General features: G+C 66.9%; 25 protein-coding genes and 1 tRNA gene. 14 read left to right on the top strand and 12 right to left on the bottom strand.

Annotated elements, in window-relative coordinates:
* Positions 1-7 precede the first annotated feature (7 nt).
* The 3 genes from accC to IG196_RS18150 are packed head-to-tail and all read left to right on the top strand — an operon-like array spanning position 8 to position 3,584.
* The gene (gene accC / locus IG196_RS18160) at positions 8-2,056 is read left to right on the top strand and encodes an acetyl-CoA carboxylase biotin carboxylase subunit (protein WP_192192230.1); all 2,049 of its coding nucleotides are present in this window, start codon (positions 8-10) and stop codon (positions 2,054-2,056) included.
* Complete coding sequence (gene bioB / locus IG196_RS18155) at positions 2,056-3,102, top strand: biotin synthase BioB (protein WP_192192229.1); 1,047 nt, start codon at positions 2,056-2,058, stop codon at positions 3,100-3,102. Before accC ends, bioB begins: the two co-directional genes overlap by 1 nt.
* Positions 3,099-3,584, top strand: coding sequence for a VOC family protein (locus tag IG196_RS18150; RefSeq protein ID WP_192192228.1), 486 nt, complete (start codon positions 3,099-3,101; stop codon positions 3,582-3,584). The genes bioB and IG196_RS18150 overlap by 4 nt, the downstream gene beginning before the upstream one ends.
* On the opposite strand, the gene IG196_RS18145 is transcribed toward IG196_RS18150, so the two are convergent.
* On the bottom strand, positions 3,574-4,071 hold the full coding sequence (locus IG196_RS18145) for an Lrp/AsnC family transcriptional regulator (protein ID WP_062473217.1): 498 nt from the start codon (positions 4,069-4,071) through the stop codon (positions 3,574-3,576). The genes IG196_RS18150 and IG196_RS18145 overlap by 11 nt on opposite strands.
* Positions 4,072-4,187: 116 nt before the next feature.
* Here IG196_RS18145 and yedA point away from each other — a divergent pair, with 116 nt between their 5' ends.
* Positions 4,188-5,105, top strand: a complete 918-nt coding sequence (gene yedA, locus IG196_RS18140; RefSeq protein ID WP_192192227.1) for a drug/metabolite exporter YedA — start codon at positions 4,188-4,190, stop codon at positions 5,103-5,105.
* A 12-nt stretch (positions 5,106-5,117) separates the two neighbouring features.
* Here the strand turns inward: yedA and IG196_RS18135 are convergent, their stop codons facing one another.
* From IG196_RS18135 to IG196_RS18120, 4 genes are all read right to left on the bottom strand, one after another.
* Entirely contained in the window at positions 5,118-5,753 is a 636-nt protein-coding gene (locus tag IG196_RS18135; protein WP_099790194.1) for a LysE family translocator, read from the bottom strand.
* Positions 5,750-6,379, bottom strand: coding sequence for an RnfABCDGE type electron transport complex subunit B (locus tag IG196_RS18130; protein WP_192192226.1), 630 nt, complete (start codon positions 6,377-6,379; stop codon positions 5,750-5,752). Before IG196_RS18130 ends, IG196_RS18135 begins: the two co-directional genes overlap by 4 nt.
* A 19-nt stretch (positions 6,380-6,398) precedes the next feature.
* Entirely contained in the window at positions 6,399-7,856 is a 1,458-nt protein-coding gene (locus tag IG196_RS18125; RefSeq protein ID WP_192192225.1) for a polyhydroxyalkanoate depolymerase, read from the bottom strand.
* A gap of 155 nt (positions 7,857-8,011) precedes the next feature.
* On the bottom strand, positions 8,012-9,208 hold the full coding sequence (locus IG196_RS18120; protein ID WP_101490010.1) for an amino acid aminotransferase: 1,197 nt from the start codon (positions 9,206-9,208) through the stop codon (positions 8,012-8,014).
* 105 nt (positions 9,209-9,313) lie between these two features.
* On the opposite strand from IG196_RS18120, the gene uvrB reads away from it, so the two are divergent.
* The 10 genes from uvrB (at position 9,314) to IG196_RS18070 (ending at position 17,998) form a co-directional block, all read left to right on the top strand.
* Complete coding sequence (gene uvrB, locus IG196_RS18115; protein ID WP_225616709.1) at positions 9,314-11,431, top strand: excinuclease ABC subunit UvrB; 2,118 nt, start codon at positions 9,314-9,316, stop codon at positions 11,429-11,431.
* Between the two features lie 238 nt (positions 11,432-11,669).
* A complete protein-coding gene (iscR, locus tag IG196_RS18110; RefSeq protein WP_056580055.1) occupies positions 11,670-12,206 on the top strand; it encodes a Fe-S cluster assembly transcriptional regulator IscR in 537 nt (178 codons plus the stop codon).
* A gap of 86 nt (positions 12,207-12,292) precedes the next feature.
* Complete coding sequence (locus IG196_RS18105) at positions 12,293-13,513, top strand: IscS subfamily cysteine desulfurase (RefSeq protein ID WP_192192224.1); 1,221 nt, start codon at positions 12,293-12,295, stop codon at positions 13,511-13,513.
* Positions 13,514-13,563: 50 nt separating this feature from the next.
* Positions 13,564-13,986, top strand: coding sequence for a Fe-S cluster assembly scaffold IscU (gene iscU, locus IG196_RS18100; RefSeq protein ID WP_192192223.1), 423 nt, complete (start codon positions 13,564-13,566; stop codon positions 13,984-13,986).
* A 1-nt stretch (position 13,987) separates the two neighbouring features.
* On the top strand, positions 13,988-14,311 hold the full coding sequence (gene iscA / locus IG196_RS18095; RefSeq protein ID WP_007828190.1) for an iron-sulfur cluster assembly protein IscA: 324 nt from the start codon (positions 13,988-13,990) through the stop codon (positions 14,309-14,311).
* A gap of 90 nt (positions 14,312-14,401) precedes the next feature.
* The gene (gene hscB, locus IG196_RS18090) at positions 14,402-14,920 is read left to right on the top strand and encodes a Fe-S protein assembly co-chaperone HscB (protein ID WP_192192222.1); all 519 of its coding nucleotides are present in this window, start codon (positions 14,402-14,404) and stop codon (positions 14,918-14,920) included.
* 6 nt (positions 14,921-14,926) lie between these two features.
* Positions 14,927-16,789 (top strand): Fe-S protein assembly chaperone HscA, encoded by a 1,863-nt coding sequence (hscA, locus tag IG196_RS18085; protein ID WP_192192221.1) that lies wholly within the window; start codon positions 14,927-14,929, stop codon positions 16,787-16,789.
* A 13-nt stretch (positions 16,790-16,802) separates the two neighbouring features.
* Positions 16,803-17,141, top strand: coding sequence for an ISC system 2Fe-2S type ferredoxin (gene fdx, locus IG196_RS18080; protein ID WP_192192220.1), 339 nt, complete (start codon positions 16,803-16,805; stop codon positions 17,139-17,141).
* On the top strand, positions 17,141-17,848 hold the full coding sequence (gene dnaQ / locus IG196_RS18075) for a DNA polymerase III subunit epsilon (protein WP_192192219.1): 708 nt from the start codon (positions 17,141-17,143) through the stop codon (positions 17,846-17,848). The genes fdx and dnaQ overlap by 1 nt, the downstream gene beginning before the upstream one ends.
* A 75-nt stretch (positions 17,849-17,923) precedes the next feature.
* Positions 17,924-17,998 (top strand) — tRNA-Val (locus IG196_RS18070).
* A 108-nt stretch (positions 17,999-18,106) separates the two neighbouring features.
* Here IG196_RS18070 and gmd read toward each other — a convergent pair.
* From gmd to IG196_RS18035, 7 genes are read right to left on the bottom strand one after another with little or no spacing between them, the layout of a single operon-like run.
* The gene (gene gmd / locus IG196_RS18065) at positions 18,107-19,144 is read right to left on the bottom strand and encodes a GDP-mannose 4,6-dehydratase (protein WP_192192218.1); all 1,038 of its coding nucleotides are present in this window, start codon (positions 19,142-19,144) and stop codon (positions 18,107-18,109) included.
* A 30-nt stretch (positions 19,145-19,174) separates the two neighbouring features.
* Complete coding sequence (locus IG196_RS18060) at positions 19,175-20,662, bottom strand: mannose-1-phosphate guanylyltransferase/mannose-6-phosphate isomerase (RefSeq protein ID WP_192192217.1); 1,488 nt, start codon at positions 20,660-20,662, stop codon at positions 19,175-19,177.
* A 56-nt stretch (positions 20,663-20,718) separates the two neighbouring features.
* Complete coding sequence (locus IG196_RS18055) at positions 20,719-21,513, bottom strand: LuxR C-terminal-related transcriptional regulator (protein ID WP_192192216.1); 795 nt, start codon at positions 21,511-21,513, stop codon at positions 20,719-20,721.
* Entirely contained in the window at positions 21,506-22,615 is a 1,110-nt protein-coding gene (gene galE / locus IG196_RS18050) for a UDP-glucose 4-epimerase GalE (protein ID WP_192192215.1), read from the bottom strand. Before galE ends, IG196_RS18055 begins: the two co-directional genes overlap by 8 nt.
* Positions 22,612-23,886 carry a glycosyltransferase WbuB gene (locus IG196_RS18045; protein ID WP_192192214.1) on the bottom strand — a complete coding sequence of 425 codons (1,275 nt, stop codon included), beginning with the start codon at positions 23,884-23,886 and terminating at the stop codon, positions 22,612-22,614. The genes galE and IG196_RS18045 overlap by 4 nt, the downstream gene beginning before the upstream one ends.
* Positions 23,883-25,151, bottom strand: a complete 1,269-nt coding sequence (locus IG196_RS18040; RefSeq protein ID WP_192192213.1) for a polysaccharide biosynthesis protein — start codon at positions 25,149-25,151, stop codon at positions 23,883-23,885. The genes IG196_RS18045 and IG196_RS18040 overlap by 4 nt, the downstream gene beginning before the upstream one ends.
* Complete coding sequence (locus tag IG196_RS18035; RefSeq protein WP_192192212.1) at positions 25,148-26,104, bottom strand: hypothetical protein; 957 nt, start codon at positions 26,102-26,104, stop codon at positions 25,148-25,150. Before IG196_RS18035 ends, IG196_RS18040 begins: the two co-directional genes overlap by 4 nt.
* Between the last annotated feature and the right edge of the window lie 21 nt (positions 26,105-26,125).

Raw genomic sequence — 26,125 nt, 5'->3', positions numbered from 1 at the left:
GAAGAAAATGTTCAAGAAAATCCTGATCGCCAACCGTGGCGAAATCGCCTGCCGCGTCATCCAGACTGCGAAGAAGATGGGCATCCTCACCGTCGCCGTCTACTCCGACGCCGACAAGGAAGCCCGCCACGTCGAGCTGGCCGACGAGGCCGTGCACATTGGCGCGGCGCCCAGCCGTGAGAGCTATCTGCAGGCCGACCGCATCATCGCGGCCTGCAAGCAGACCGGCGCCGAGGCCGTGCACCCGGGCTACGGGTTCCTGTCGGAGAACGAAGCCTTTGCGCGCAAGGTCGAGGAAGAGGGCATTGCCTTCATCGGCCCGAAGCACTATTCGATCGCGGCCATGGGCGACAAGATCGCCTCGAAGAAGCTGGCGAACGAAGCCCAGGTCAACACCATTCCCGGCTGGAACGACGCCATCGAGACGGCCGAGCGCGCCGTCGAGATCGCCAAGGACATCGGCTACCCCGTGATGATCAAGGCCTCGGCCGGCGGCGGCGGCAAGGGCCTGCGCGTGGCCTTCAACGACAAGGAAGCCTTCGAGGGCTTTACCTCGTGCCGCAACGAAGCGCGCAACTCCTTCGGCGACGACCGCGTGTTCATCGAAAAGTTCGTCGAGGAGCCGCGCCACATCGAGATCCAGGTGCTGGGCGATTCGCACGGCAACGTGATCTATCTGAACGAGCGCGAGTGCTCCATTCAGCGCCGCCACCAGAAGGTGATCGAGGAGGCGCCGTCGCCCTTCATCACCGACGCCACGCGCAAGGCGATGGGCGAGCAGGCGGTGCAGCTGGCCAAGGCCGTGAAGTACCAGAGCGCGGGCACGGTGGAGTTCGTGGTCGGCAAGGACCAGAGCTTCTACTTCCTGGAGATGAACACACGCCTGCAGGTGGAGCACCCGGTGACGGAGTGCATCACGGGGCTGGACCTGGTCGAGCTGATGATCCGCGTGGCGGCCGGCGAGAAGCTGCCGCTGGCGCAGGCCGACGTGAAGCGCGACGGCTGGGCCATCGAGTGCCGCATCAACGCCGAAGACCCGTTCCGCAACTTCCTGCCGTCGACGGGTCGCCTGGTGAAGTTCCAGCCGCCTGCCGAGAGCATGTTCGCGAGCGACACCGGCCACCTGCACGGCGTGCGCGTGGACACCGGCGTGTACGACGGCGGCGAGATCCCGATGTATTACGACTCGATGATCGCCAAGCTCATCGTGCACGGCAAGGACCGCACCGAGGCCATCGCCCTCATGCGCGAGGCGCTCAACGGCTTCGTGATCCGCGGCATCAGCAGCAACATCCCGTTCCAGGCGGCGCTGCTGGCACACCCGAAGTTCGTGGCGGGCGATTTCAACACCGGCTTCATCGCCGAGCACTACGGCAAGGGCTTCCATGCGGAAGACGTGCCGCACGCCGATCCGTCGTTCCTGGTGGCGCTGGCCGCCTTCGTCAACCGCCGCTACCGCGCGCGCGCCTCGGGCATCACCGGGCAGCTCGCGGGTCACGGTGTGAAGGTGGGCGAGAAGTTCGTGGTGGTCGAGCTGGGCCCTGAGGGCAAGCACGTGCAGCACGCGGTGTCGGTGAGCGACTTCCAGGACAAGACCGGCGCCAGCGTCGTCACGGTGGGCGACAAGCGCTACCAGATCGACAGCGCATTCGCGCTGGGCGCAGCGCGCGTGCAGGGCACGGCCAACGGCAAGCCGTTCACGGCGCAGGTGGAGCGCGGCGCGGGCAAGAACCCGCTGGCGCTGCGCGTGTCGCACGACGGCACGCAGATCGAAACCATGGTGCTGTCGCCGCTGGGCGCGCGCCTGCTCGAGCTGATGCCCTACAAGGCGCCGCCCGACCTCAGCAAGTTCCTGATGTCGCCGATGCCTGGCCTGCTGGTCGAGGTGGCGGTGCAGCCGGGGCAGCAGGTCCAGGCCGGCGAGAAGCTGGCCGTGATCGAGGCCATGAAGATGGAAAACGTGCTGTTCGCCGCGCAGGATGGCGTGGTGGGCAAGATCTCGGCGGCCAAGGGCGAATCGCTCGCCGTCGACCAAATCATTCTGGAGTTCAACTGATGGGTGCCAACGACCTGCAACAGGCAGCAATCACGCTGCACCGCCCGGCCAAGGCCGTGGCGACGCCCCAGGGCCCCTGGTCCGTCGAGGCGATCCAGGCGCTGCTCGACAAGCCCTTCATGGAACTGCTGTTCGAGGCGCAGACCGTGCACCGCCGGCATTTCCCCGAAGGCGACATCGAGCTGGCCACGCTGCTGTCGGTGAAGACCGGCGGCTGCCCCGAGAACTGCGGCTACTGCCCGCAGTCGGCCGAGTTCGACACCGGCGTGAAGGCGCAGAAGCTCATGGAGGTCGACGAGGTGGTGCGCGCCGCGCAGGCCGCCAAGGACGCCGGCGCCACGCGCTTCTGCATGGGCGCCGCCTGGCGCGCGCCCAAGGACCGCGACGTCGAGAAGGTGGCCGTGCTGGTCGAGGCCGTGAAGGGCCTGGGCCTGCAGACCTGCGCCACGCTGGGCATGCTGGAGCCGCACCACGCGCAGCAACTCAAGGCCGCGGGCCTGGACTACTACAACCACAACCTGGACACCGCGCCCGAGTACTACACCGACGTGGTCGACACGCGCACCTACCAGGACCGCCTGGACACGCTGGCGGCCGTGCGCAGCGCCGGCATCAGCGTGTGCTGCGGCGGCATCGTGGGCATGGGCGAGCAGCCGGTGCACCGCGCCGGGCTGATCGCGCAGCTCGCCAACATGGACCCGTATCCGGAGTCGGTGCCGATCAACAGCCTGGTGCGCGTGCCCGGCACGCCGCTGGCCGACTCGGAGCCGGTCGATCCCTTCGACTTCGTGCGCATGATCGCCGTGGCGCGCATCACCATGCCGACCGCGCGCGTGCGCCTGTCGGCCGGCCGCCAGCAGATGGGCGAGGCGGTGCAGGCCCTGTGCTTCATGGCCGGTGCCAACTCGATCTTCTACGGCGACAAGCTGCTGGTCACCGGCAACCCCGACGCCGATGCCGACGTGCAGCTGCTGCGCAAGCTCGGCCTGCGCTCGCACCGCACGCAGGAGCAGGCACAGGCGACACAAGAAGGCGGCTGCGCATGACGACGCCGCGTCCCTTCAAGGTGCTGGGCATCCAGCAGATCGCCATCGGCGGCCCCGACAAGCTGCGGCTGCAGAAGCTGTGGGTCGACATGCTGGGGCTCGAGGTGACGGGCACCTTCCGCAGCGAGCGCGAGAACGTCGACGAAGATATCTGCGCCATCGGCAGCGGCCCGTTCAAGGTCGAGGTCGACCTGATGCAGCCGCTCGACCCTGAAAAGAAGCCGGCGGTGCACACCACGCCGCTGAACCACGTCGGCCTGTGGATCGACGACCTGCCCCAGGCCGTCGAATGGCTCACGGCGCAGGGCGTGCGCTTTGCGCCGGGCGGCATCCGCAAGGGCGCCGCCGGTTTCGATATCTGCTTTTTGCACCCGAAGGCCAACGACGAGTTCCCGATTTCGGGCGAGGGCGTGCTGGTCGAGATGGTGCAGGCGCCGCCCGAGGTGGTGACGGCCTTCAACGCGCTCGCCGCTACGCGCTGAGCGCTTTGCGCACCGGCGGCTTCACGTCGGCGCGTTGCGGCGGCAGCATCGGTTGGTGCTCGCGCGCCGGGTTCAGGATGATCGAGGTCGCGGTCTCGGTCAGGATGCAGAACTTGGCGAGCACCGCGTCCAGGTGCGGCACGTCGATGACCGCGATCTCGAGGATCCAGCTGTCTTCGCCGGTCACGTTGTAGGCATTGACGCATTCGGGCGTCTCCTGCACCAGCTTCACCACGAGGTCGTAGTCGGCCCGCCCGACGCGGATGATTCCGCGGATGCCGTAGCCCAGCCGCGTGAGATTCACGGTGGCGCGGTAGCCGGTGATGACGCCCGCGGCTTCCAGCTTTTTCACGCGCTCGGTCACGGCCGGCTGGCTCAGGTGCACGCGGCGGCCCAACTCGGCCATGCTCAGGCGTGCGTCGGCCTGCAACTCGGCCAGGATGCGGGTGTCGTGGGCGTCCAGCGTGGGGGTCAAGGTGAAGTCCATGGAAGTCCTTTAATTCGACGGTGCGGTGCGAGCAGAACCATGAAATTCGCATGGCTGCCGGGCGGTGGCTTTCATACCATGACGAGCATCCGATACCAAGAAGAGACACCCTCGCCATGTCGACACTCGCACCATCCGCGCAGGCCGCGCCTGCTTCCTCACGCCCCCGGCTGACGCCGCTGCTGTGGCTCTGCCTGGCCGCCACCTGGGTAGTCTGGGGCTCGACCTACCTGGCCATCAAGTACGCGCTGATCAGCTTTCCGCCGTTCCTGCAGATGGGTTCGCGCTTCCTGGTCGCGGGCGTGCTGCTGGCGGCCTGGATGCGCTGGCGCGGCACGCCCTGGCCGACGCGCCTGCAGTGGCGCAATGCGTTGGTTGTCGGCGCGCTGATGCTCGGCGGCGGCATGGGCGGCACGGCGTTGGCCGAGGTGTCGATCGGCTCGGGGCTGGTGGTGGCGTTCATCGCCGTCATTCCGTTGCTCATTGCGCTGCTGAACTTGATCTGGGGTGTGAAGCCCGCGCGGCTCGAAGCGGCCGGCATCGCACTCGGGCTGGCCGGCGTGCTGATGCTCACGCAGGGCAGCGGCTTCAAGGCCTCGCCTGAGGGGCTGATCGCGATCTGCGTGGCCTGCGTGTGCTGGTCGCTCGGCAGCGTGCTGAGCCAGCGTAGCCTGCCATTGGCGCCCGGTGCGATGGGCTTCGCGAGCGAGATGCTGTGTGGCGGCGTGGTGCTGATGGTGCTGGCCGCGGTGTCGGGCGAAACGATGAGCTGGCCGCCGCAGCCCGTGGCGCTGGGGGCGTGGGTCTACCTCGTGGTGTTCGGCTCGCTGATCGCCTTCAACGCCTACATGGTGCTGCTCGCGCAGGCGCCGGCCGGGCTGGCGGCGAGCTACACCTTCGTCAATCCGGTGATCGCGATGCTGCTGGGCGTGTGGATCGCCCACGAGACGGTCACGCGCTTCGAGTGGTATGCCGTGGGCGTGGTGCTGGCGGGCGTGCTGCTGTTGCTTTTCAAGCGCCCGCAGAAGGGCTGAGTTCGACGAGGCTCAGGCCGGACGGCGCCAGAAGGCGAGGGTGGCGGCCAGCAGCCACATGCCGACGGCGCAGCTGCGGTTGAGCACCTTGAGGCCGCGGCGCGAGAGCCAGCGCACGGCCTGCGTGCCGGCGCCGGCATAGGCCAGCATCACGCAGGTGTCGAGCACGACGAAGATCGAGCCCAGCACCAGGTACTGCATGCCCTGGGGCTTGGCGGTGTCGATGAACTGCGGCAAAAAGGCCGCGAAGAACAGCACCGTCTTCGGATTCGACAGCGCCACCATCAGGCTGCGCACCAGCGCGATGCGGCCGTGCGGACGGACCTCGATGGCCGACTTGGCCAGCGCGGTGCCCAGGTCGGTCGCTTCGCTGCGCCACAGCTTGATGCCGAGCCACACCAGGTAGGCCACGCCCGCGACGCGGATCGCATTGAAGAGCCATTCCGAGGCCGCGAGCAGCGAGCCCAGGCCGAGCGCCACGACCGCGATCAGCGAGACGCTGCCCAGCGACGCGCCCGCGATGCCCCAGCTGGCGCGGCGCATGCCGCCGTCGATGCCGTTGGACAGCGCCAGCAGCATGGTCGGGCCGGGGATCACCGCCAGGGCGAGCGAGGCGACGGCGTAGATCAGCAGGGTGTCGAGGGTCATGATTTCTTGGCGGCCTGGCGTTGTTCGGCGGCGGCGCGGGCACGTGCCAGGGCGGCTTCGACGATGGAGCGCTTGCGCGTGTCGGCGGCTTGCGGTTCGGCGGCGGGCGCCGGTTCGGCCTCGCGCTTCGCGGTGTCGCGATGTTGGGCGTGCAGCTTGTAGCGCTGCAGTGCGGCCTCGGCCTGCGCCTGCGACCACGCCTGCCAGCCGCTGCGGCCCGGTGTTTCAACCTCGAGCGAGATGCAATCGACAGGGCAGACCGGGATGCACAGCTCGCACCCCGTGCAGTGCGCTTCGATCACCGTGTGCATGCGCTTGTTGATGCCGATGATCGCGTCGGTCGGGCAGGCGTCGAGGCAGAGCGTGCAGCCGATGCACCAGGCCTCGTCGATGACCGCCATGACGCGCGGGCCTTCGGTGCCGAACTGCGGATCGAGTGGCTGCGCGGCGCGGCCCGTGAGCAGCGCCAGGCGCTCGATGCCCTCGGCGCCGCCGGGCGGACACTGGTTGATGTCGGCCTCGCCGTCGGCGATGGCCTGCGCGTAGCCCGCGCAATCGGGGTAGCCGCACCGTGTGCACTGCGTTTGAGGCAGTGCGTCGTTGATGCGTGCGGCCAGCCCGTTCACGGTGGGTGATGCGCGCGGCTCAGCGCGCGGCGCTGGCGCGGGGCTTCTTTGCCGCGACCGGCTTCTTGGCGGCCGGCGCGGCCTTCACGGCGACCGCCTTCTTGGCGGCGACCGGCGTCTTGCGGGCCGCAGCGGTTGCCACGACCTTCAGCTTCTGGCCCGGCTTGATGCGGTCTTCGGCCGGCAGCGCTTCGCGCGCACCGGCGCGGCGCTGGGGCTCGTCGCTGGCGGCGATGAAGTTGCGCACCTTCGGGTAGACCAGGTCGCGCCAGCGGCGACCGCTGAAGATGCCGTAGTGGCCCGCGCCCTTGACCTCGTAGTGCTCGCGCTTGGCATCGGCGATGCCCGTGCACAGGCTGTGCGCGGCCTGGGTCTGGCCCGAGCCGGAGATGTCGTCGAGCTCGCCTTCGACGGTGAGCAGGGCGGTGGCGTGGATGTCCTGCGGACGCACGCGCTCCACCTGGCCGGCGGGGTTCTTTACATCCCACGTGCCGTTGACCAGGTCGAAGTCCTGGAACACGGTGCGAATGGTCTCGAGGTAGTAGTCCGCGTCCATGTCGAGCACGGCGTTGTACTCGTCGTAGAACTTGCGGTGGGCTTCGGCGCTGGCGTCGTCACCCTTGATCAGGTCCTTGAAGTAGTCGTAGTGGCTGGTGGCGTGGCGATCGGGGTTCATGGCCACGAAGCCCGTGTGCTGCAGGAAGCCCGGGTAGACCTTGCGGCCCGCGCCCGGGAAGCCTTGCGGCACGCGGTAGATCACGTTGTTCTCGAACCACTCGAAGCTCTTGTTGGTCGCGAGGTTGTTGACCGCCGTGGGCGATTTGCGCGCGTCGATCGGGCCGCCCATCATGGTCATCGTGAGGGGCAGCGCCTCGCCGCGGCTGGCCATGAGCGACACGGCCGCCAGCACGGGCACGGTGGGCTGGCACACGCTCACTACGTGGCAGTTGCCGTACTCGGCCTGCAGGCGGCGGATGAACTCCTGCACGTAGTTGATGTAGTCGTCGAGGTGGAACTCACCGTCGGACAGCGGCACCAGGCGCGCGTTCTTCCAGTCGGTGATGTAGACCTTGTGGTCCTGCAGCATGGTGCGAACGGTGTCGCGCAGCAGCGTGGCGTAGTGGCCCGACAGCGGCGCCACGATCAGCACCACGGGCTGGCTCTTGAGCGTCTTGAGGATGTGCGGTTCGTCGGTGAAGCGCTTGAAGCGGCGCAGTTCGCAGAAGGGCTTGTCGAGCTCGACGGCCTCCTGGATGACGACGTCTTCGCCTTCGACCTTGACGGACTTGATGTTGAACTCGGGCTTCTCGTAGTCCTTGCCCAGCCGGTACATCAGGTCATAGCCGGCGGCCATGCGCTGTGCCATCGGCAGTTGGCTCCAGACGGCGCCGGGGCCGTAGAGCTTGGAGGCGGCCTGGGCGAAGTCCGAGAAGGGCTCCATCAGGGAACGCTGGGCTTCGTAGAGTTGATAGAGCATCGCGGGTCTTTGAGTGGATGTTGCAGTGCAATATATCAGTGCATTTGCCGCGGCGCAGGGGGCCGAACCCTAGCCCGGAGCGGGCTGGATTCGCCTTCTGTGGCCGAATGTGAACGAATCGTCAAAAAGTCGATTCACTCACACCCGGTTGTCACCTAGATGACCTTCGCAATCGACGCGCAGACGTAGTCGATGTTCTTGCTGTTGAGCGCGGCGACGCACATGCGGCCGGTGTCGGTGCCGTACACGCCGAACTCGTTGCGCAGGCGAACCATCTGGTCCTTGGAGAGGCCCGAGTAGCTGAACATGCCGATCTGGGTGGTGATGAAGCTCATGTCTTCCTTCACGCCGGCGGCCTTGAGGCCGTCGACCAGCTTCTGGCGCATGGCCTTGATGCGCACGCGCATCTCGCCCAGCTCTTTTTCCCACAGGGCGCGCAGCTCGGGGGTGCCGAGCACCGCGGCCACCACGGCGCCGCCGTGGATCGGCGGGTTGCTGTAGTTGGTGCGGATGGCGATCTTGAGTTGCGACAGCACGCGACCGGCTTCCTCCTTGCTCTCGCACAGCACCGACAGGGCGCCGACGCGCTCGCCGTACAGGCTGAAGCTCTTGGAGAACGAGGTCGAGACGAAGAAGGTCAGGCCGGCGTCGACGAACTTGGCAACGGCTGCGCCGTCTTCCTTGAGGCCGTAGCCGAAGCCCTGGTAGGCCATGTCGAGGAAGGGCACGAGGCCCTTGGCCTTGACGGCAGCGACGACCTGGTCCCACTGCTCGGGCGTGATGTCGTAGCCGGTCGGGTTGTGGCAGCAGGCGTGCAGCACGACGATGGTGCCGGCCGGTGCCGCGTTCAGGGCGGCCAGCATGCCGTCGAAGTTGATGCCGCGCTGGGCCGCGTCGTAGTAGGGGTAGCTCTCGACCGTGAAGCCGGCGTTGGTGAACAGCGCGCGGTGGTTTTCCCAGCTCGGGTCGCTGATCAGCACGGTGGCGTTGGGGTTGAGCTTCTTGAGGAAGTCGGCGCCGACCTTCAGGCCGCCGGTGCCGCCGATGGCCTGGATGGTGGCCACGCGGCCCGAGGTGACGGGTTCGCTGTCGGTGCCGAAGACCAGGCCCTTCACGGCGTTGTCGTAGGCCACGATGCCGTCGATCGGCAGGTAGCCGCGGGCCGAGGGGGCCTTCATCATGTTCTGCTCTGCAGCCTGCACGCACTGGAGCAGGGGCAGCTTGCCGTTGTCGTCGTAATACACGCCAACGCCGAGATTGACCTTGAGGGGGTTGGTGTCGGCTGCAAATTGCTCGTTGAGGCCGAGGATCGGGTCGCGCGGCGCCATTTCGACCGCGGTGAACATAGACATGGAAAGGTCCTTTGGGATGAAAGCTTCGCTGGCAACCGGAGGAGGCTTTATCCTTTCCGGTTGCCTTGAATTTTACCGGCGCCACGCCACCTGTCGGGAACAGCCATGCCAGAGAACACCGAAGCCATAGCAGACCTGAAGAAAGTCGACCCGATCGGGCCGGCGAAACAGGGCGAATTCATCCGCTATCCCGACTCGCCGTTCGAGCTGTTCCAGCCTTATCCGCCAGCGGGCGATCAGCCCAAGGCGATCGAGGGCCTGGTGGCCGGCGTGCTCGACGGCGAGGTGTACCAGACCCTGCTGGGCGTCACCGGCTCGGGCAAGACTTTCACCATGGCCAACGTGATCGCGCGGCTGGGCCGCCCGGCCATCGTGTTCGCGCCCAACAAGACGCTGGCGGCGCAGCTCTACAGCGAATTCCGCGAGTTCTTCCCGAAGAACGCCGTCGAGTACTTCGTGAGCTATTACGACTACTACCAGCCCGAGGCCTACGTGCCGCAGCGCGACCTGTTCATCGAGAAGGACTCCTCGATCAACGAGCACATCGAGCAGATGCGCCTGTCGGCCACCAAGAGCGTGCTGGAGCGGCGCGACACGGTCATCGTGGCCACGGTGAGCGCCATCTACGGCATCGGCACGCCCGAGGACTACATGGAGATGCGGCTGATTGCCCGCGTAGGCGACAAGGTCGGCCAGCGCGACCTGATCTCGCGGCTCATTCGCATGCAGTACACGCGCAACGAGCAGGACTTTGCGCGCGGCACATTCCGCGTGCGCGGCGACACCATCGACGTGTTTCCGGCCGAGCACAGCGAGCTGGCCATCCGCTTCGAGCTGTTCGACGACGAGATCGAGTCGTTGCAGCTGTTCGACCCGCTCACCGGGCGCATCCGCCAGAAGGTGCCGCGCTTCACGGTGTACCCGTCGAGCCACTACGTGACGCCACGCGACAAGGTGCTGGCGGCCGTCGAAACCATCAAGATCGAGCTGGCCGGCCGGCTCAAGGAGCTGACTGGCTCGGGCAAGTTGGTCGAGGCGCAGCGGCTGGAGCAGCGCACGCGCTTCGACCTGGAAATGCTGGCCGAGATCGGTCACTGCAAGGGCATCGAGAACTACACGCGGCACCTCTCGGGCGCGGAGCCCGGCGACCCGCCGGCGACGCTCACCGACTACATGCCGAAGGACTCGTTGATGTTCCTCGACGAGAGCCACCAGATGATGGGCCAGCTCAGCGCCATGTACAACGGCGACCGGGCGCGCAAGGTCACGCTGGTCGAGTACGGCTTTCGGCTGCCGAGCGCGCTGGACAACCGGCCGCTCAAGCTCGAGGAGTTCGAAAAACGGGTGCGCCAGTGCATCTTCGTGTCGGCCACGCCCGCGCAGTACGAGAAGGACCACGCCGGCAACGTCGTCGAGCAGCTGGTGCGGCCGACCGGGCTGATCGATCCCGAAGTTGAAGTGCGCCCCGCCACGCACCAGGTGGACGATGTGCTGGGCGAGATCCGCATCCGCGTCGAGAAGAACGAGCGCGTGCTGATCACCACGCTGACCAAGCGCATGGCCGAGCAGCTCACCGATTACCTGAGCGACAACGGCGTGAAGGTGCGCTACCTGCACAGCGACATCGACACGGTCGAGCGCGTGGAAATCTTGCGCGACCTGCGCCTGGGCGCCTTCGACGTGCTGGTGGGCATCAACCTGCTGCGCGAAGGGTTGGACATTCCCGAGGTGTCGCTGGTGGCGATCCTCGATGCCGACAAGGAAGGCTTCCTGCGCGCCGAGCGCTCGCTGATCCAGACCATCGGCCGCGCGGCGCGCAACCTGAACGGCAAGGCCATTCTTTATGCCGACCGGATGACCGAGTCGATGAAGAAGGCCATCGGCGAAACCGAGCGCCGCCGCACCCGACAGATTGCCCACAACGAGGCGAACGGCATCACGCCGCGCAGCATCGTGAAGCAGGTGCGCGACCTGATCGACGGCGTTTACAGCGAGAAGACCGGCAAGGAAATGGCCAAGCTCGACCTGGAACGCGCCAAGGTCGAGGACATGAGCGAGAAAGACATCGCCCGGGAAATCAAGCGCCTCGAGAAGCAGATGCTGGAGCATGCCCGCAACCTCGAGTTCGAGAAGGCGGCCCGGGTGCGCGACCAGCTGGCGCTGCTGCGCGAACAGGCGTTCGGGGCGTCGGGCGGCGACAACATCCCCGAGTTGCCGTCCTGATTCTGGCTAGGCCATAAGTTCGCTTTCTTCAAGCGAGCTGCGCTGGGGTTTACCCGAGCAGAGTTCAGGGGCATCTGCTATACTTGACCGAAATACTCAACAACAAAGAACTTCGCGATGAAGGACCGACTCCTACCGACTGGTTCACCAGCGTCAGGGGCGGGCAGGGCGGAGACGAAGTCACCGCGGCCCAAGGCTGTGGTGTCATTTCAACGGTAAGCACTTGAAGGAGCTTGCGATGCGTCTCACTACCAAAGGCCGTTTTGCGGTCACAGCAATGATCGATCTGGCGTTGCGTCAGAACACCGGTCCGGTCACGCTGGCTGCGATCAGCCAGCGGCAGCAGATTTCGCTGTCGTACCTCGAACAGCTGTTCGGCAAACTGCGCCGTCACGAGCTGGTCGAGTCGACCCGCGGCCCCGGCGGCGGCTACAGCCTCGGACGCAAGGCGGCAGACATCACGGTCGCCGACATCATCGTGTCCGTCGACGAGCCGATCGATGCCACGCAGTGCGGCGGCAAGGAAAACTGCCTCGGTGAGCAGGGTCGCTGCATGACGCACGAACTCTGGGCCTCGCTGAACCAGCGCATGGTCGAGTTCCTCGACTCCGTCACGCTGCAGAAGCTGGTCGACGACCAGATCGCCAAGGGCGTGCAGATCGAGAACAAGCCGGTCGTCAAGCGCGCCATCTCGGCCCAGCCGGTGGTCAAGCCCATTCGCGTGAATGCGCCGAATTCGGTCTTCGCTCTCGGCAACGTCTTCGCGAAGTCCTGACCTGATTGAGTCCGGCGATGCCCGCGGGCATCGCCTGAGTTTGCCCCGATCCCAGAACACAACCCCCACGCCAGCCCGAGCCAGCCATGGACGTCACTCCTCATTTCCCGATCTATCTCGATTACGGCGCCACCACGCCGGCCGACCCGCGTGTGGTCGACGCCATGATTCCCTGGTTGCGCGAACACTTCGGCAACCCGGCATCGCGCAGCCACGCCTGGGGCTGGGAAGCCGAAGAAGCGGTCGAGAAGGCGCGCGGCCAGGTGGCCGACCTGATCAACGCCGACCCGCGTGAAATCGTCTGGTCGTCGGGCGCCACCGAGTCGATCAACCTGGCCCTCAAGGGCGCGGCCCAGTTCTACAAGGGCAAGGGCAAGCACCTGATCACCCTGAAGACCGAGCACAAGGCCGTGCTCGACACCATGCGCGAACTCGAGCGCCAGGGCTTTGAAGTGACCTACCTCGACGTCGAGGAAAACGGCCTCGTCGATCTCGAGAAGTTCAAGGCGGCCATCCGCCCCGACACCATCCTGGCCAGCGTGCTGTTCGTGAACAACGAAATCGGCGTGATCCAGGACGTGGTCGCGCTGGGCAATGTCTGCCGCGAAAAGGGCGTGATCTTCCACGTCGATGCGGCCCAGGCCACCGGCAAGGTCGAGATCGACATCACGAAGCTGCCCATCGACCTGATGAGCCTCGCTTCGCACAAGACCTACGGCCCCAAGGGCATCGGCGCCCTGTACGTGCGTCGCAAGCCGCGTATCCGCCTCGAAGCGCAGATGCACGGCGGTGGCCACGAGCGCGGCATGCGCTCGGGCACGCTGCCCACGCACCAGATCGTCGGCATGGGCGAGGCCTACCGCATCGCCAAGCTCGAGATGAAGGACGACATCGCCCATGCGGCGCGTCTGCAGAAGCGCCTGCTCGACGGCCTGAAGGATGTCGAACAGGTCTTCATCAACGGTGACCTCGAGCGCCGTGTGCCGCACAACCTGAACATGAGCTTCAACTACGTCGAAGGCGAGTCGCTGATCATGGGCATCAAGGGCCTGGCGGTGTCGTCGGGTTCGGCCTGCACCTCGGCCAGCCTGGAGCCCAGTTATGTGCTGCGCGCCCTGGGCCGCAGCGACGAGCTGGCCCACAGCAGCCTGCGCATGACCATCGGCCGTTTCACGACCGAAGAAGAAATCGACTACGCCATCTCGACCATCAAGCACAACGTCGCCAAGCTGCGCGAGCTGAGCCCCCTGTGGGAGATGTTCAAGGACGGCGTCGACATCAGCACGATCCAGTGGTCGGCCCACTGACCCAGGCCAGCCCACGGCTCCACGATTGAACAAAGTTTGAGAGGTACACCATGGCATATTCTTCCAAGGTCATCGACCACTACGAAAACCCCCGCAATGTCGGCTCCTTCGAAAAGGGCGACGACTCGGTAGGCACCGGCATGGTCGGCGCACCGGCTTGCGGCGACGTGATGAAGCTGCAGATCAAGGTCAACCCCGAAACCGGTGTGATCGAAGACGCGCGCTTCAAGACCTACGGCTGCGGCTCGGCCATTGCCTCGTCGTCGCTCGTGACCGAATGGGTCAAGGGCAAGACGCTCGACGAAGCGGCGGCCCTCAAGAACGCGCAAATCGCTGAAGAACTGGCACTGCCGCCGGTCAAGATCCACTGCTCGATCCTCGCGGAAGACGCCATCAAGGCGGCCGTGAGCGACTACAAGGCGAAGCACGGCGCCAAGACCGCCGAGTCGACCGCCGAAGCTGCTGTTCACTGAGATGGCCGTCACGCTGACCGAAGCCGCTGCGCGTCACGTCACCCGCTACCTCGGCAAACGAGGCAAGGGCGTGGGCGTGCGGCTGGGCGTGAAGACCACCGGCTGCTCGGGCCTGGCCTACAAGCTTGAGTACGTCGACGAGTTCACGCCTGAAGACGTGGTGTTCGAAGACCACGGCGTGAAGGTGCTGGTCGACCCGAAGAGCCTGGCCTACATCGACGGCACGCAACTCGACTTCGTGCGCGAAGGCCTGAACGAGGGCTTCAAGTTCATCAACCCGAACGAACGCGACCGCTGCGGCTGCGGCGAAAGTTTTCGCATCTGATGCGTCGTCGCTGACTGCGACCACAGCCGCCACCATGTCATGTGCTGGCGGTTTTTTCTTGATCTTTAGCGCGGCCCGGCAGGCAGTCTGATGAACCTCAACGACACCGACTTCCAACTGTTCGCCGTCCCGGCGACCTTCGCGCAGGACCGCGCCGTGCTCGACGCGCGCTGGAAGGAACTGCAGCGTGAGGTGCACCCGGACCGCTTTGCGGCACAAGGCGCAGCGGCGCAGCGCGTGGCCATGCAGTGGTCGGTGCGCATCAACGAGGCCTACCAGCGGCTCAAGGACCCGATCCGTCGCGCGAGCTATCTCTGCGAACTCAACGGCGCACCGCTGAATGCGGAGAACAACACGGCGATGCCGGGCGCCTTTCTCATGCAGCAGATGGAATGGCGCGAAGCGCTCGATGACGCCCGCGACATCGGCGCCGTCGAGGTGCTGCAGGAGGATGTCGAAAGCACACGCGCCCGCGCACTCTCGTCGCTCGACTGGCTGATCGACGAGAAGGGCGACTACCCCGGTGCCGTTCAGCAAGTGAGAGCCCTCATGTTCATTGAGCGATTCGGACAAGACGTCGAAACCAAATTCGATCAGTTGGGACAATAAGCCCTTATGGCTCTTCTTCAGATTTCCGAACCCGGCCAGGCGCCCGATCCGCACCAGCGCCGCATTGCCGTGGGCATCGACCTCGGCACCACGCATTCGCTGGTGGCCTCGGTGCGCAACGGCGTGGCCGAATGCCTGCCCGACGACCAGGGCCGCGTGCTGCTGCCGTCGGCCGTGCGTTACCTCGACGGCGACCGCCGCCAGATCGGCTTCGATGCCGTGGCCGCGCGCGCACAGGACCCGGCCAACACCATCACCTCGGTCAAGCGACTCATGGGCCGCGGCCTGGCCGACATCGCGAACCGCGATGCCATGTCGTACCGCATCGGCGGTGACGACGGCGGCATGGTCAAGGTGCAAACCTCGGCCGGCGAGAAGTCGCCTGTCGAGATCAGCGCCGAGATCCTCGCCACGCTGCGCTACCGCGCCGAAGACACCTTCGACGACGAGCTCTACGGCGCCGTCATCACCGTGCCGGCGTACTTCGACGAAGGCCAGCGCCAGGCAACGAAGGACGCCGCGCAGCTCGCGGGCCTGAACGTGCTGCGCCTGATCAGCGAGCCGACCGCCGCGGCCATTGCCTACGGGCTCGACAACGCCAGCGAAGGCGTCTACGCGGTCTATGACCTCGGCGGCGGCACCTTCGACATCTCGATCCTGCGGCTCACGCAAGGCGTGTTCGAAGTGATCGCGACGGGTGGCGACTCCGCCCTGGGCGGCGACGACTACGACCACGCCATCGCCGACTTCGTGCTCGCGCAGACCGATCGGCAGGCTGGCAACGACAACGACCGCGCGGCGTTGCTCGTGGCCGCGCGTGCCGCCAAAGAAGCACTGACCGATGCCGAGTCGGTCCTCTTCAGCGCCGCGCTGACGGGCGGCAATGCCGAGTTCACGTTGACCCGCGCGCAGTTCTTTGCCGCCACGCAGGCACTCACCGATCGCACCCTCGCCGCCGTGCGCAAGGCACTGCGCGACGCGAAGCTCAAGCCTGAGGACCTGCAGGGCATCGTGCTCGTCGGTGGCTCCACGCGCATGCCGCAGATCCGCAGCGCAGTGGCCGAGCATTTCGGTCGTGAGCCGCTGATCAACCTGAACCCCGACGAGGTCGTGGCGCTTGGCGCTGCGATCCAGGCCAACCAGCTGGCCGGCAACAACGGCGCGGGCGAACTGCTGCTGCTCGACGTGATCCCGCTGTCGCTCGGCATCGAGACGATGGGCGGCCTAGTCGAGCGCATCGTGCCGCGCAACCAGACCATCCCGACCGCGATGGCGCAGGACTTCACGACCTACCAGGACGGCCAGACCGCGCTGGCGCTGCACGTGGTGCAGGGCGAGCGCGATCTCGTGTCCGACTGCCGAAGCCTCGCGCGCTTCACGCTGCGCGGCATCCCGCCGATGGCGGCCGGCGCGGCGCGCATCCGCGTGACCTTCACCGTCGATGCCGACGGCCTGCTGAGCGTGAGCGCCAAAGAGCAGGGCAGCGGCGTCGAGGCCAGCGTGGCGGTCAAGCCCTCGTACGGCCTGTCGGACGACCAGATCGCGACCATGCTGCAGGAGAGCTTCTCCACCGCCCAGCAAGACATGCAGGCCCGCGCGCTGGTCGAATCGCGCGTCGATGCCGACCGCATGCTGCTGGCCACGCAGAGCGCGCTCGATGCCGACGGCGACCTGCTGAGTGCCGATGAGCGCACTGTCATCGACGCCTCGATGGCACAGCTGCGCGAAACAGCCAAGAGCAGCAACGAAGCCGCCGCCATCGAAGCCGCCACGAAGACGTTGGCCAACGACACCGAAGCCTTCGCCGCCCAGCGCATGAACGCGGGCATTGCGCGCGCGCTTGCAGGCCGCAAGGTCGAATCCCTGTAGACAGAACAATTTCATGCCCACGATCAAGATCTATCCGCATCCCGAGTACTGCCCGCAAGGCGCCGAGATCACCGCGCCGGCCGGCACCTCGATCTGCGAGGCCTTGCTCGACAACGACATCAACATCGAGCACGCCTGCGAGATGAGCTGCGCCTGCACCACCTGCCACGTGATCGTGCGCGCGGGCCTCGATTCGTTGAACGAAGCCGAGGAAGGCGAAGAAGACCTGCTCGACCGTGCCTGGGGCCTTGAGCCGCAGTCGCGCCTGAGCTGCCAGACCATCCTGGCGCAGGACGATGTGACGATCGAGATTCCCAAGTACACGATCAACCACGCCAAGGAAAACCACTGATGTCACGTCAGATCGTTCTTGACACCGAAACCACCGGGCTCTCTGCGGAGAACGGCGACCGCGTCATCGAGCTGGGCTGCGTGGAGCTGTTCGCGCGCAAGCTCACCGGCAACGACCTGCACATCTACTTCAACCCGGAGCGCGAGAGCCACGAGGACGCGCTCAAGGTCCACGGCCTGACCACCGACTTCCTGCGCGACAAGCCGAAGTTCGCCACGCTGGGCAAGGACATCATCGAGTACCTGCGCGATGCCGAGCTGATCATCCACAACGCGGCCTTCGACGTCGGCTTTCTCAACAAGGAATTCGAGCGCGCCGGCCTGCCGCCGCTCAAGACCTTCGTGAGCGAAGTGACCGACACGCTGGCCATGGCCAAGCTGGTCTACCCCGGCAAGCGCAACTCGCTCGACGCCCTGTGCGACCGCTTCGGTGTCGACCGCTCGAACCGCACCTTCCACGGCGCCAAGCTCGACGCGCAGCTGCTTGCCGACGTCTACATCAACCTCACGCGCGGGCAAGACGCACTGCTGATCGACGTGGCCTCGAACGAGCCTGCGCAGGGCACGACGGTCGTGGCCATCGACCTGAGCCAGTTCGAGCTGCCGGTGATCGAGGCGGCCGAGCACGAACTCAGCGCGCACGAAGCGGTGTTGTCGCAACTCGACAAATCCAGCGGTGGAAAAACGGTGTTCCGCCAAAACGCTTGAAAAGCTGTGGCATAATCTGAGGCTTCGCACAGCGCGATACGTGTTCAAGACACTGAACTCAAAAGCAGTGTCTCAGGGCGGTTAGCTCAGGGGTAGAGCACAGCATTCACACTGCTGGGGTCGGAGGTTCGAAACCTCCACCGCCCACCAATTAGACCCACGACATACGGCACCTTCGGGTGCCGTTTTCGTTTGTGCGGTGCAAATCCCGGTGCCATTCAGAACGGGCCTGCCGCGCGGCCAGTCACCTCGGTCCGCTCAGAAGGAACGGCCTTCGCGATTGCGCCGCAGGTCGGCCTCCACCATCATCGTGCACAGTTCCTCCAGCGTCGTCCGGGGCTCCCAGCCCAGCGTCTTCCTGGCATGCGACGCATCGCCGATGAGCAGTTCCACTTCGGCAGGCCGATAGAACTTCGGGTCGATCTTCACGAGGACCTTGCCGGTCTTTCGGTCGATGGCGACTTCCTCCTGTCCCGCCCCTTCGAACCGCAACTCGCAGTCCGCGGCCCTGAACGCCATGTCGACGAACTCCCGCACGGTTTCCGCGCGCTGGGTGGCCAGCACATAGTTGTCCGGTTTGTCGGCCTGCAGCATGCGCCACATGCCCTCGACGTATTCCTTCGCATAGCCCCAGTCGCGCTTGGCGTCCAGGTTGCCCAGCGTGAGCACATCGAGCATGCCGAGCCTGATCCTCGCCGCGGCGTCGGTGATCTTGCGCGTCACGAATTCGCGGCCACGCAACGGGCTCTCGTGATTGAAGAGGATGCCGCAGCAACCGAAGATCCCGTAGCTCTCCCGGTAGTTCATCGTCATCCAGTGCGCGAAGAGCTTGGAGACGCCGTACGGGCTGCGGGGGTAGAAGGGCGTGTCTTCCTTCTGCGGAATGGCCTGGACCTTGCCGAACATCTCCGACGTCGAGGCCTGGTAGTACTTGATCTTGCGGTTCGTCAGGCGAATCGCTTCGAGCAGGTGAAGGGTGCCCAGGCCGTTGATGTGCGTGGTGGCTTCGGGCTGGTTGAAGCTCGCGCCCACGAAGCTCTGCGCCGCCAGGTTGTAGACCTCGTCGGGCTCCGCGTCCCTGATCAGCGTGAGCGAACTGCCCAGGTCCGTCAGGTCGTACTCCACGAGATGAAGCTCCGGATGGTCCTGGATGCCGAGCGACTCGATGCGCCAGAAGTTCACCGAACTGGTTCGGCGGAAGGTTCCGTAGACGGTGTAGCCCTTGCCGAGCAGCAGCTCGGCCAGGTACGCCCCGTCTTGTCCGGTAATGCCGGTGACGACAGCACGTTTTTTCATAAATTCAATCAGATGAAATGAAGGGACGGGTCAGGCCGGCGCATCGATGCCGCGTTCGACCGCAAGAGGTGCAGCAAATTGCATCGCGAGCGCCTCGCGCTTCTCGGCCGCGGGGCAGCGGCCGTAGGTGTCGTCGAAACGCACGATGTCGTCTTCGCCGAGGTAGCTGCCGGTCTGCACTTCGATCACCTCCAGCATGGTCTTGCCGGGGTTCTCGAGCCGGTGGATGGTGCCCGAGGGCAGGTAGATCGACTCGTTCTCCCGCACCAGCAGCACCTCGCCGCCGCGCGTGGCCTTGGCCGTGCCCTTGACGACGATCCAGTGCTCGGCGCGGTGGTGGTGCATCTGCAGCGACAGCTTGCCGCCGGGCTTGACGGTCAGGTGCTTCACCTGAAAGCGCTCGCCCGTGTCGATGCTGTCGTAGGCGCCCCAGGGCCGCACCACGCGGCGATGCTCGGTGGCTTCGACCGTGCCCTCGCGCGCCAGCATGCGCACGACCTCCGCCACCTGTTCGGCGCAGTCCGCGCCCGCGACCAGCACCGCGTCCGGCGTGTCCACGATGATCAGGTCTTCCGTGCCGAGCGCCACCACCGGCCGGTGCGGCGCATGGACAAAGGTGTTGCGCGAATTCAGCACGCTTCCCGCTCCGCTCACGCGGTTGCCCGCCTCGTCGGCCGGGTGCAACTGGGCCACCGCGTTCCAGCTGCCCACGTCGCTCCAGGCGCCCTCGAAGCGCACCACCGCGACGTCGGCGTGCTTTTCGAGCACCGCGTAGTCGATGCTCTCGCTGCGGCAGCCTTCGAAGGCTTCGGGGTCCAGGCGCATGAAGCTGCCGTCGATCGACACGGCGGCGGTCGCGCGCTCGCAGGTGGCGAGGATGTCGGGCGCATGCGTGCGCAGGGCCGCGATCAGCGTGCGGGCCTGGACCAGGAAGATGCCCGCGTTCCAGCAGTAGTTGCCCTGCAGGATCAGCGTTTGCGCCACCGCCGCCGTCGGCTTTTCGACGAAGCGCGCCACGGCGTGGCTAGCGCCGTGGCCCGTGGCCCCGGCCGCCTCGATGTACCCGTAGGCCGTGCTCGGAAAACTGGGCGCCACGCCGAAGGTGACGATATGGCCTGCCAGGGCCGCTTCCACGCCGCTGCGCATCGTGGCCTCGAACAGCGCCACGTCGGGAATGTGGTGGTCGGCGGGCGCAAAGAGCAGCAGATCGTCGGGGTCGGCCAGCAGGGCCGCCGCGGCCATGGCGGCGGCCGTGTTGCGGGGCACGGGCTCAAGAATCTGGCGGCCCTGCGCGTGCGCGTTCTCGATGGCTTCGCGCACCAGGAAGCGATGGTCTTCCGATGCGACGCAGGTGATCGTCCGGTTCAGGTTCGCGAGCCGTTCGAGCGTGAGCTGCAGCAGGCTCTTGTTGCCGACCAGCGGTGCGAACTGCTTGGGAAACGCCTTGCGCGACAGCGGCCACAGCCGCGTGCCGTTGCCGCCGCACAGGACCACGGGATGGATGGTGGGGGTGTTCATGGCGATCAGCCTTTGTGCAGTGGGTGATGAATCGGATCGCTTCGAAGGCGTGCCGCTCAGATCAGGCCCGTGTGAACGGCGAGGTTCACCGCCTGGGCACGCGAATGCACCTGCAGCTTCTTGTAGATGCTCTTGATGTGCACGTTGACCGTCTGGCCGGTGATGCCGAGCTTGGCGCCGATCTCCGCCGAGACGCAGCCCGACGCCACATGGCGCAGGACCTGGCTCTCGCGCGGCGTCAGCGTCGTGTCGCGCGGCGGTGATGCGCCGTCTGTGAGCTGCTGCTCGCGGGGCTGGTGGTTCAGGCGGTGCAGCAGGCGCCGCGCGAGTCGCGGCGTGATGACGGCCCCGCCGTTCACCACGTGCAGCACCGCATCGGCGAAGCTCTGCAGCCAGGCGTTCTTCAGCAGATAGCCCGTGGCGCCCAGCTCGAAGGCACGCAGCACATGGGCATCGTCCTCGAGCGCGGAGATCACGATGATCTCGGCGTTGCCGTGGCAGCGGCGCGCCTCGGCGATCAGCTCGAAGCCCATGCCGTCGCTCAGGCGCAGGTCGACCATCAGCACGTCGAACGCGTGCGTGGCCAGCAGCTTGCGTCCTTCGCGGATGCTGTCGGCCTGGCCTTCGAGCTGGATGCGCAGGTCCGACAGCAGCTCCTGTGCGATCACGCGGCGCATGTACTCGTCGTCGTCGATGAGCAGCACGCGCACCGGCGATTTTTCCTGGCCCGTCAGGAAGTCCGGCCACAGCCTCGCGGCGGGCGCGCACACCGGGGTGGCGGTGCCCTGGCGGCGCGGCGCCGTCACGGCGGCGGCTGGGTCGCCAGGAGAAATGAGCGTGTGATCAGCCATGGTCTTGCCCCGGTTGGTGTGAGTGAGGGAGGGCGGTCGATGCGGTGCCGTCGGCGATGCGGATCGGGAAGTCCGGCACTGGCCCGTCGAAGCCGCGCGGGTTCGCCAGCTGCCACCGCCAGCTGTCTGCGCACATCTGGTCCAGGCTTCGCTGCGCGCGCCAGCCGAGCCGGTCGTGGGCGTGCTGCACATCCGCCCAGTAGGCCGGGGCGTCGCCGGGACGACGCGGCCCGATGTGCACCGCGATGCGGTGCCCGCAGGCGCGTTCGAAGGCCGCAATCACGTCGAACACCGACGCGCCGCGCCCCGTGCCCAGGTTCACCGTGAGCAGGCCCCGATGGATGTTCGCGTACCGCAGGGCCGCCACATGGCCTTCGGCCACGTCCATCACGTGCACGTAGTCGCGCACCCCCGTGCCGTCGTGCGTCTCGTAGTCGTTGCCATGCACGACGACGTGCCCGCGCTCGCCCACCGCGACCTGCGAGACATACGGCACCAGGTTGTCGGGGGGGCCCTGGGGGTGTTCGCCCAGCAGGCCGCTCTCGTGCGCGCCGATGGGGTTGAAGAAGCGCAGGCACGCGATGCCCCAGCGCGGATCGGAGCGCGAGAGGTCGGCGAGCATGCGCTCCACCATCACCTTGGAACGCCCATAGGGGTTGACGGCCGCGTACGACGCGCTTTCCCGGATCGGCGAGCGCGCGATGTCGCCGTAGACCGTGGCCGAGGACGAGAAGATCAGCGTGCGCACGCCGGCGCGCTCCATGGCGCGCGCCAGCGCGAGGCTGCCTGCCACGTTGACGTCGTAGTAGCCGAGCGGGTCGGTCACGGAGCGGCTGACCGCCTTCAGCCCCGCGAGATGCAGCACCGCGTCGACCCCGTGCTCGGCGAACACGCGGTCGAGCACCGCGGCGTCGCGCACGTCGCCGCGCACGAGCTGCGGCTGCACGCCGCAGATGCGCCCCACGCGCTCCAGCGAACGCGGGTCGCTGTTGACCAGCGTGTCCAGCACCACCGGCAGGAAGCCGGCCGAGATCAACGCCACGCAGGCGTGGCTTCCGACGAAGCCCGCGCCACCCGTCACCAGAATCTTTGAAGCGGTCATGGTTGGGACTCGGGGAGGGGGGACGGTGTGGTGGTGCCTCGGTCCGCCACGCAGCGAACCAGTTCTTGTTCGAAGCGCGACAGGATGGCATCCTGGTCGAGTTCCGCCTGCGCGAACGCACGGCCCGCCGCGCCGAGCGTTTCGCGCAGGTCGGGCGAGCGTGCGAGCTGCGCGATCGCGTCGGCCAGCACGGCCGCATCGCCCGGCGGCACCACGAGGCCGCGGCCCGCAACCACGTTGCCGAGTTCGGTGCCGGGGTGCGCGGTGGCGATCACGGCCTTGCCGCTCGCGAGCATGCCGGCCAGCTTCGAGGGCATCACGAGGTCCGCGGCATCGGCGCGCTGCGGCAGCACGTGGATGTCGGCCATGCCCAGCAACTCGTTGAGCCGCTCGGCGGGCTGCAGGTCGAGAAAGTGCACGCGCTCCAGGCCGGCGCAGGCCGACATCAGCGGGCCGCGGCTCGGGCCGTTGCCGCAGATGACGAAATGGATGGTCGGCCGATCGGCGAGCAGGCTCGCCGCTTCGGCCAGCAGCTCGATGCCCTGCTTGGTGCCCAGGCTGCCCGCGTAGAGCACGACCACGGCGTCGGAGGCAATGCCCAGCTCGGCCCGGTAGCCGCCGGCCGCAACGTGTGCGGAGGCAGGGTCGATCGCCGAGACGTCCACCCAGTTCGGAAACAGCACCAGCCGGCCTTCGCCGATGCCCTTGCTTCGGGCCTTGTCCATCATGGCCGCGGAGATGGTCGACACGCGGTCGAACCGCGTCAGCAGCCAGCGCTCGAGCGACAGCGCGACGCGCCGCACGCCCGCGCCGCGCAGGTGGCCCAGGCTGAACGCCGCATCGACTTCGTAGTCCTGGATGTGCAGCCACGACTTGATGCCGAGCACCTTCGCGAACAACAACAACGCAGGCGCGCAGAAGAGCGGCGGCTCCACGACGAACACGAGGTCGGGCTTCCAGCGCGCCTGTGCCAGCAGCAGCGGCAGGCTCGACAGCATGAACGAGGCCAGGTGCACCACGCGCGCCAGTGCACGCGGCTGCGCGGGCACCCAGGTGGGCGCACGCCAGACCGTGAGGCCGTTGCGCTCGGTCTTGCGATAGGCCCAGGCCGAATGGCCCTCGAACACCGCCCAGTGCGGAAAGAAGGGCGGTGCCGCGATCACGCGCACATCGTGGCCCTTGGCTTGGAGCCAGTCGGCCATCTCGCCGGAGTACTTGCCGATGCCGGCCAGCTCGGGCGCGAAGTTCATCGAGTACAGCAGGATTTTCACGGCGACCTCTCAGTGGCCGGGCGCAGCAGGCGCACGATCGGAAAGAAGCCGAACAGCGCGCGCATGCGCAGCTCGTACAGCAGGAAGTCGGAGACGAAGGCGATGAAGAAAACGTAGTGCGGCTTGTCCGGAAAGAGCGAGATCACGACGCCGTACGAAGCCATGCGCAGCGCGAACTCAAGCAGGGTCCACCACCCGAGCGAGCCCATCGTGGCGTTGAGCGAGAGCATGATTTCGTGATGGACCGTGTAGGTTCTCAGCAGGAAGTACGGCGCGATGCACACGAAGATGTCGCGGGCCTCAGGGCCGAGCTTCAGCAGCGGCGCAGCCACGGCCAGCAGGCCCGCCAGCCCAACGAAGAGCACGCAGCCGAGCAGGAATGAATGCCGCGCCAGCCGCAGCTTCTCGGTCGTCAGGTTGGCCGCGTTGGCGTCCAGCATCGCGGGCGTCTTCGTGACCAGAAAGGCCTGCACGAACTGCGAGGGCGCCTCCGCGAGAAGAAAGGCCAGCTTGAACGCGCCCACGTAGCTCAGCGGCATGAAGAGCGCCACGAGCAGCAGGTCCGACTTGCGCAGCAGGAAGGTCAGCAGCGCATACACCGTGGCGCTGGCTTGCGACGCGAGCGCCAGCACGGGCGGCCCGGCCGGCGGCGTCGCACCGTTCGCCGGCAGGACGATGGCTGCGCCCACGAGCAGCAAGGCCAGCAGGTTGATGGCGAGCAGGTGCGCCACGCCGATCTCCAGGCCGAGCACCGCGAGCGCCGCCACGCCTAGCACCAGAACGGTCGCGCGCACGCCCGACTCCAGGTTGAGCAGGCCCGCATGGCCCAGGCCCCGGCTGAACGACAGGCGCAGGCTGTTGAAGGCGAAGACTCCAAGCGACAACACGATCAGCATGAAGGGCATGCCGGCCACCGGCAGGCGCTGAGCGCCCACGACACCGGCAGCGAGCAGTGCGGCGAGCGGCAGCCCGATCGCCAGCGTGCGCACCAGGTCGCCGCGCGTCACCCGGGGCGGCACGCTCGCGGCATTGCGCGAGAACAGCAGAGAGCTTCCCAGCGTGCCCACGACCAGCGCCGCTTCCAGCACCGACTGGTAGATCGAGTACTCGCCGAAGCGCGCAGGCGCCACCTGCGCCGCAATGAGAAAGATCGCCAGGAAACCCGACAGGTACACATACAGCCGCGACGCGAGCGCCCCCAGGCCGAGGCGCTGCGCAAGGCGCACGCCGGGCAGTGCGAACGAGGTGCCTGCGGCGGGCTTCATGGCGTGCTCCCGTCCGCGGGGTGCTTCGTCGCCGGCGTATCCGCGAAGCCCAGGCTGTCGGCCATGCGGCGCGCGCGCGAGGCGACACGGTGCGCGCGGTTCTTTGCCCTGCGCGCCATCTGCAGGGCCCAGGTCAGCACTGCGACCGTGTACACCCGGCGTTGCAGCGCGGGCTGCATCGCCAGCTTGGCGGCGCCCTGGAAGTGCAGTGCGAGCACGCGCACCGTTTGGCCCGCCGGCGTCTGCAGGCAGGGCTGGCCGTCGACGAAGGCCAGGCGCTTGGCGCCGCCGCGCACGCGGAACTCACGCACGAGGTGGTTGGTGCCGCCGTTGACGTTGTGGTCGATCACCTGGCCGTCGAGCACCCGGTTGATCGGCACGGTGTTGCCCGTGGCCTGCGCCCACAGGTACAGCAGCGTCATGTCGGACACCCCGCCGCGCACGCTGCGGGCCGCGAAGCGCTCGGCAATGTCGCGCAGCTGGTGCAGGCCCGCGGGCGTGCGGTATATGCGCACGAGGCAGGCGACGAAGTCCCGCAGGCCGGCTGCTGTCCAGTAGCTCACGTGCGGCGAGATCTGGCAGGGGTTCCAGCCGTCCGTGGGGACGATGCTGGAGCCGGAGAAGTCGGCGTTGCCCACCAGCCGCGCAATGTGTGCGCCGACGCCGCGGAACAGCAGCACGTCGCTGTCGATCAGCACGAAAGCGCGGCACTCGGGGTGCGCCGCCAGGTAGTTCGCCAGGAGAAAGTAGCGCCGGAAGCAGATCTTCTCGAACGCCGGCGTGTTGCTCGACAGGTGCATGTAGGCCTGGCAGAAGCGCTCATACGCCGGCCCGGCGTCGGTGTCCGACAGCACGACCAGGGGCTCCGCCGCCATGGCCGCGGATTCGCAGCACAGGCGCAGTGCCCTGTTCTGGCGGTCTTCCACAACAATGAAGGGGAGGGCGGGGTTCATGATTGGGCAAGGGCAGTGGGT

The organism is Variovorax sp. 38R (assembly GCF_014843395.1).
GTDB lineage: Bacteria > Pseudomonadota > Gammaproteobacteria > Burkholderiales > Burkholderiaceae_C > Variovorax > Variovorax paradoxus_H.
Note: the sequence above shows the minus strand (reverse complement) of the source record. Positions and strands in the feature narration are given on the sequence as shown.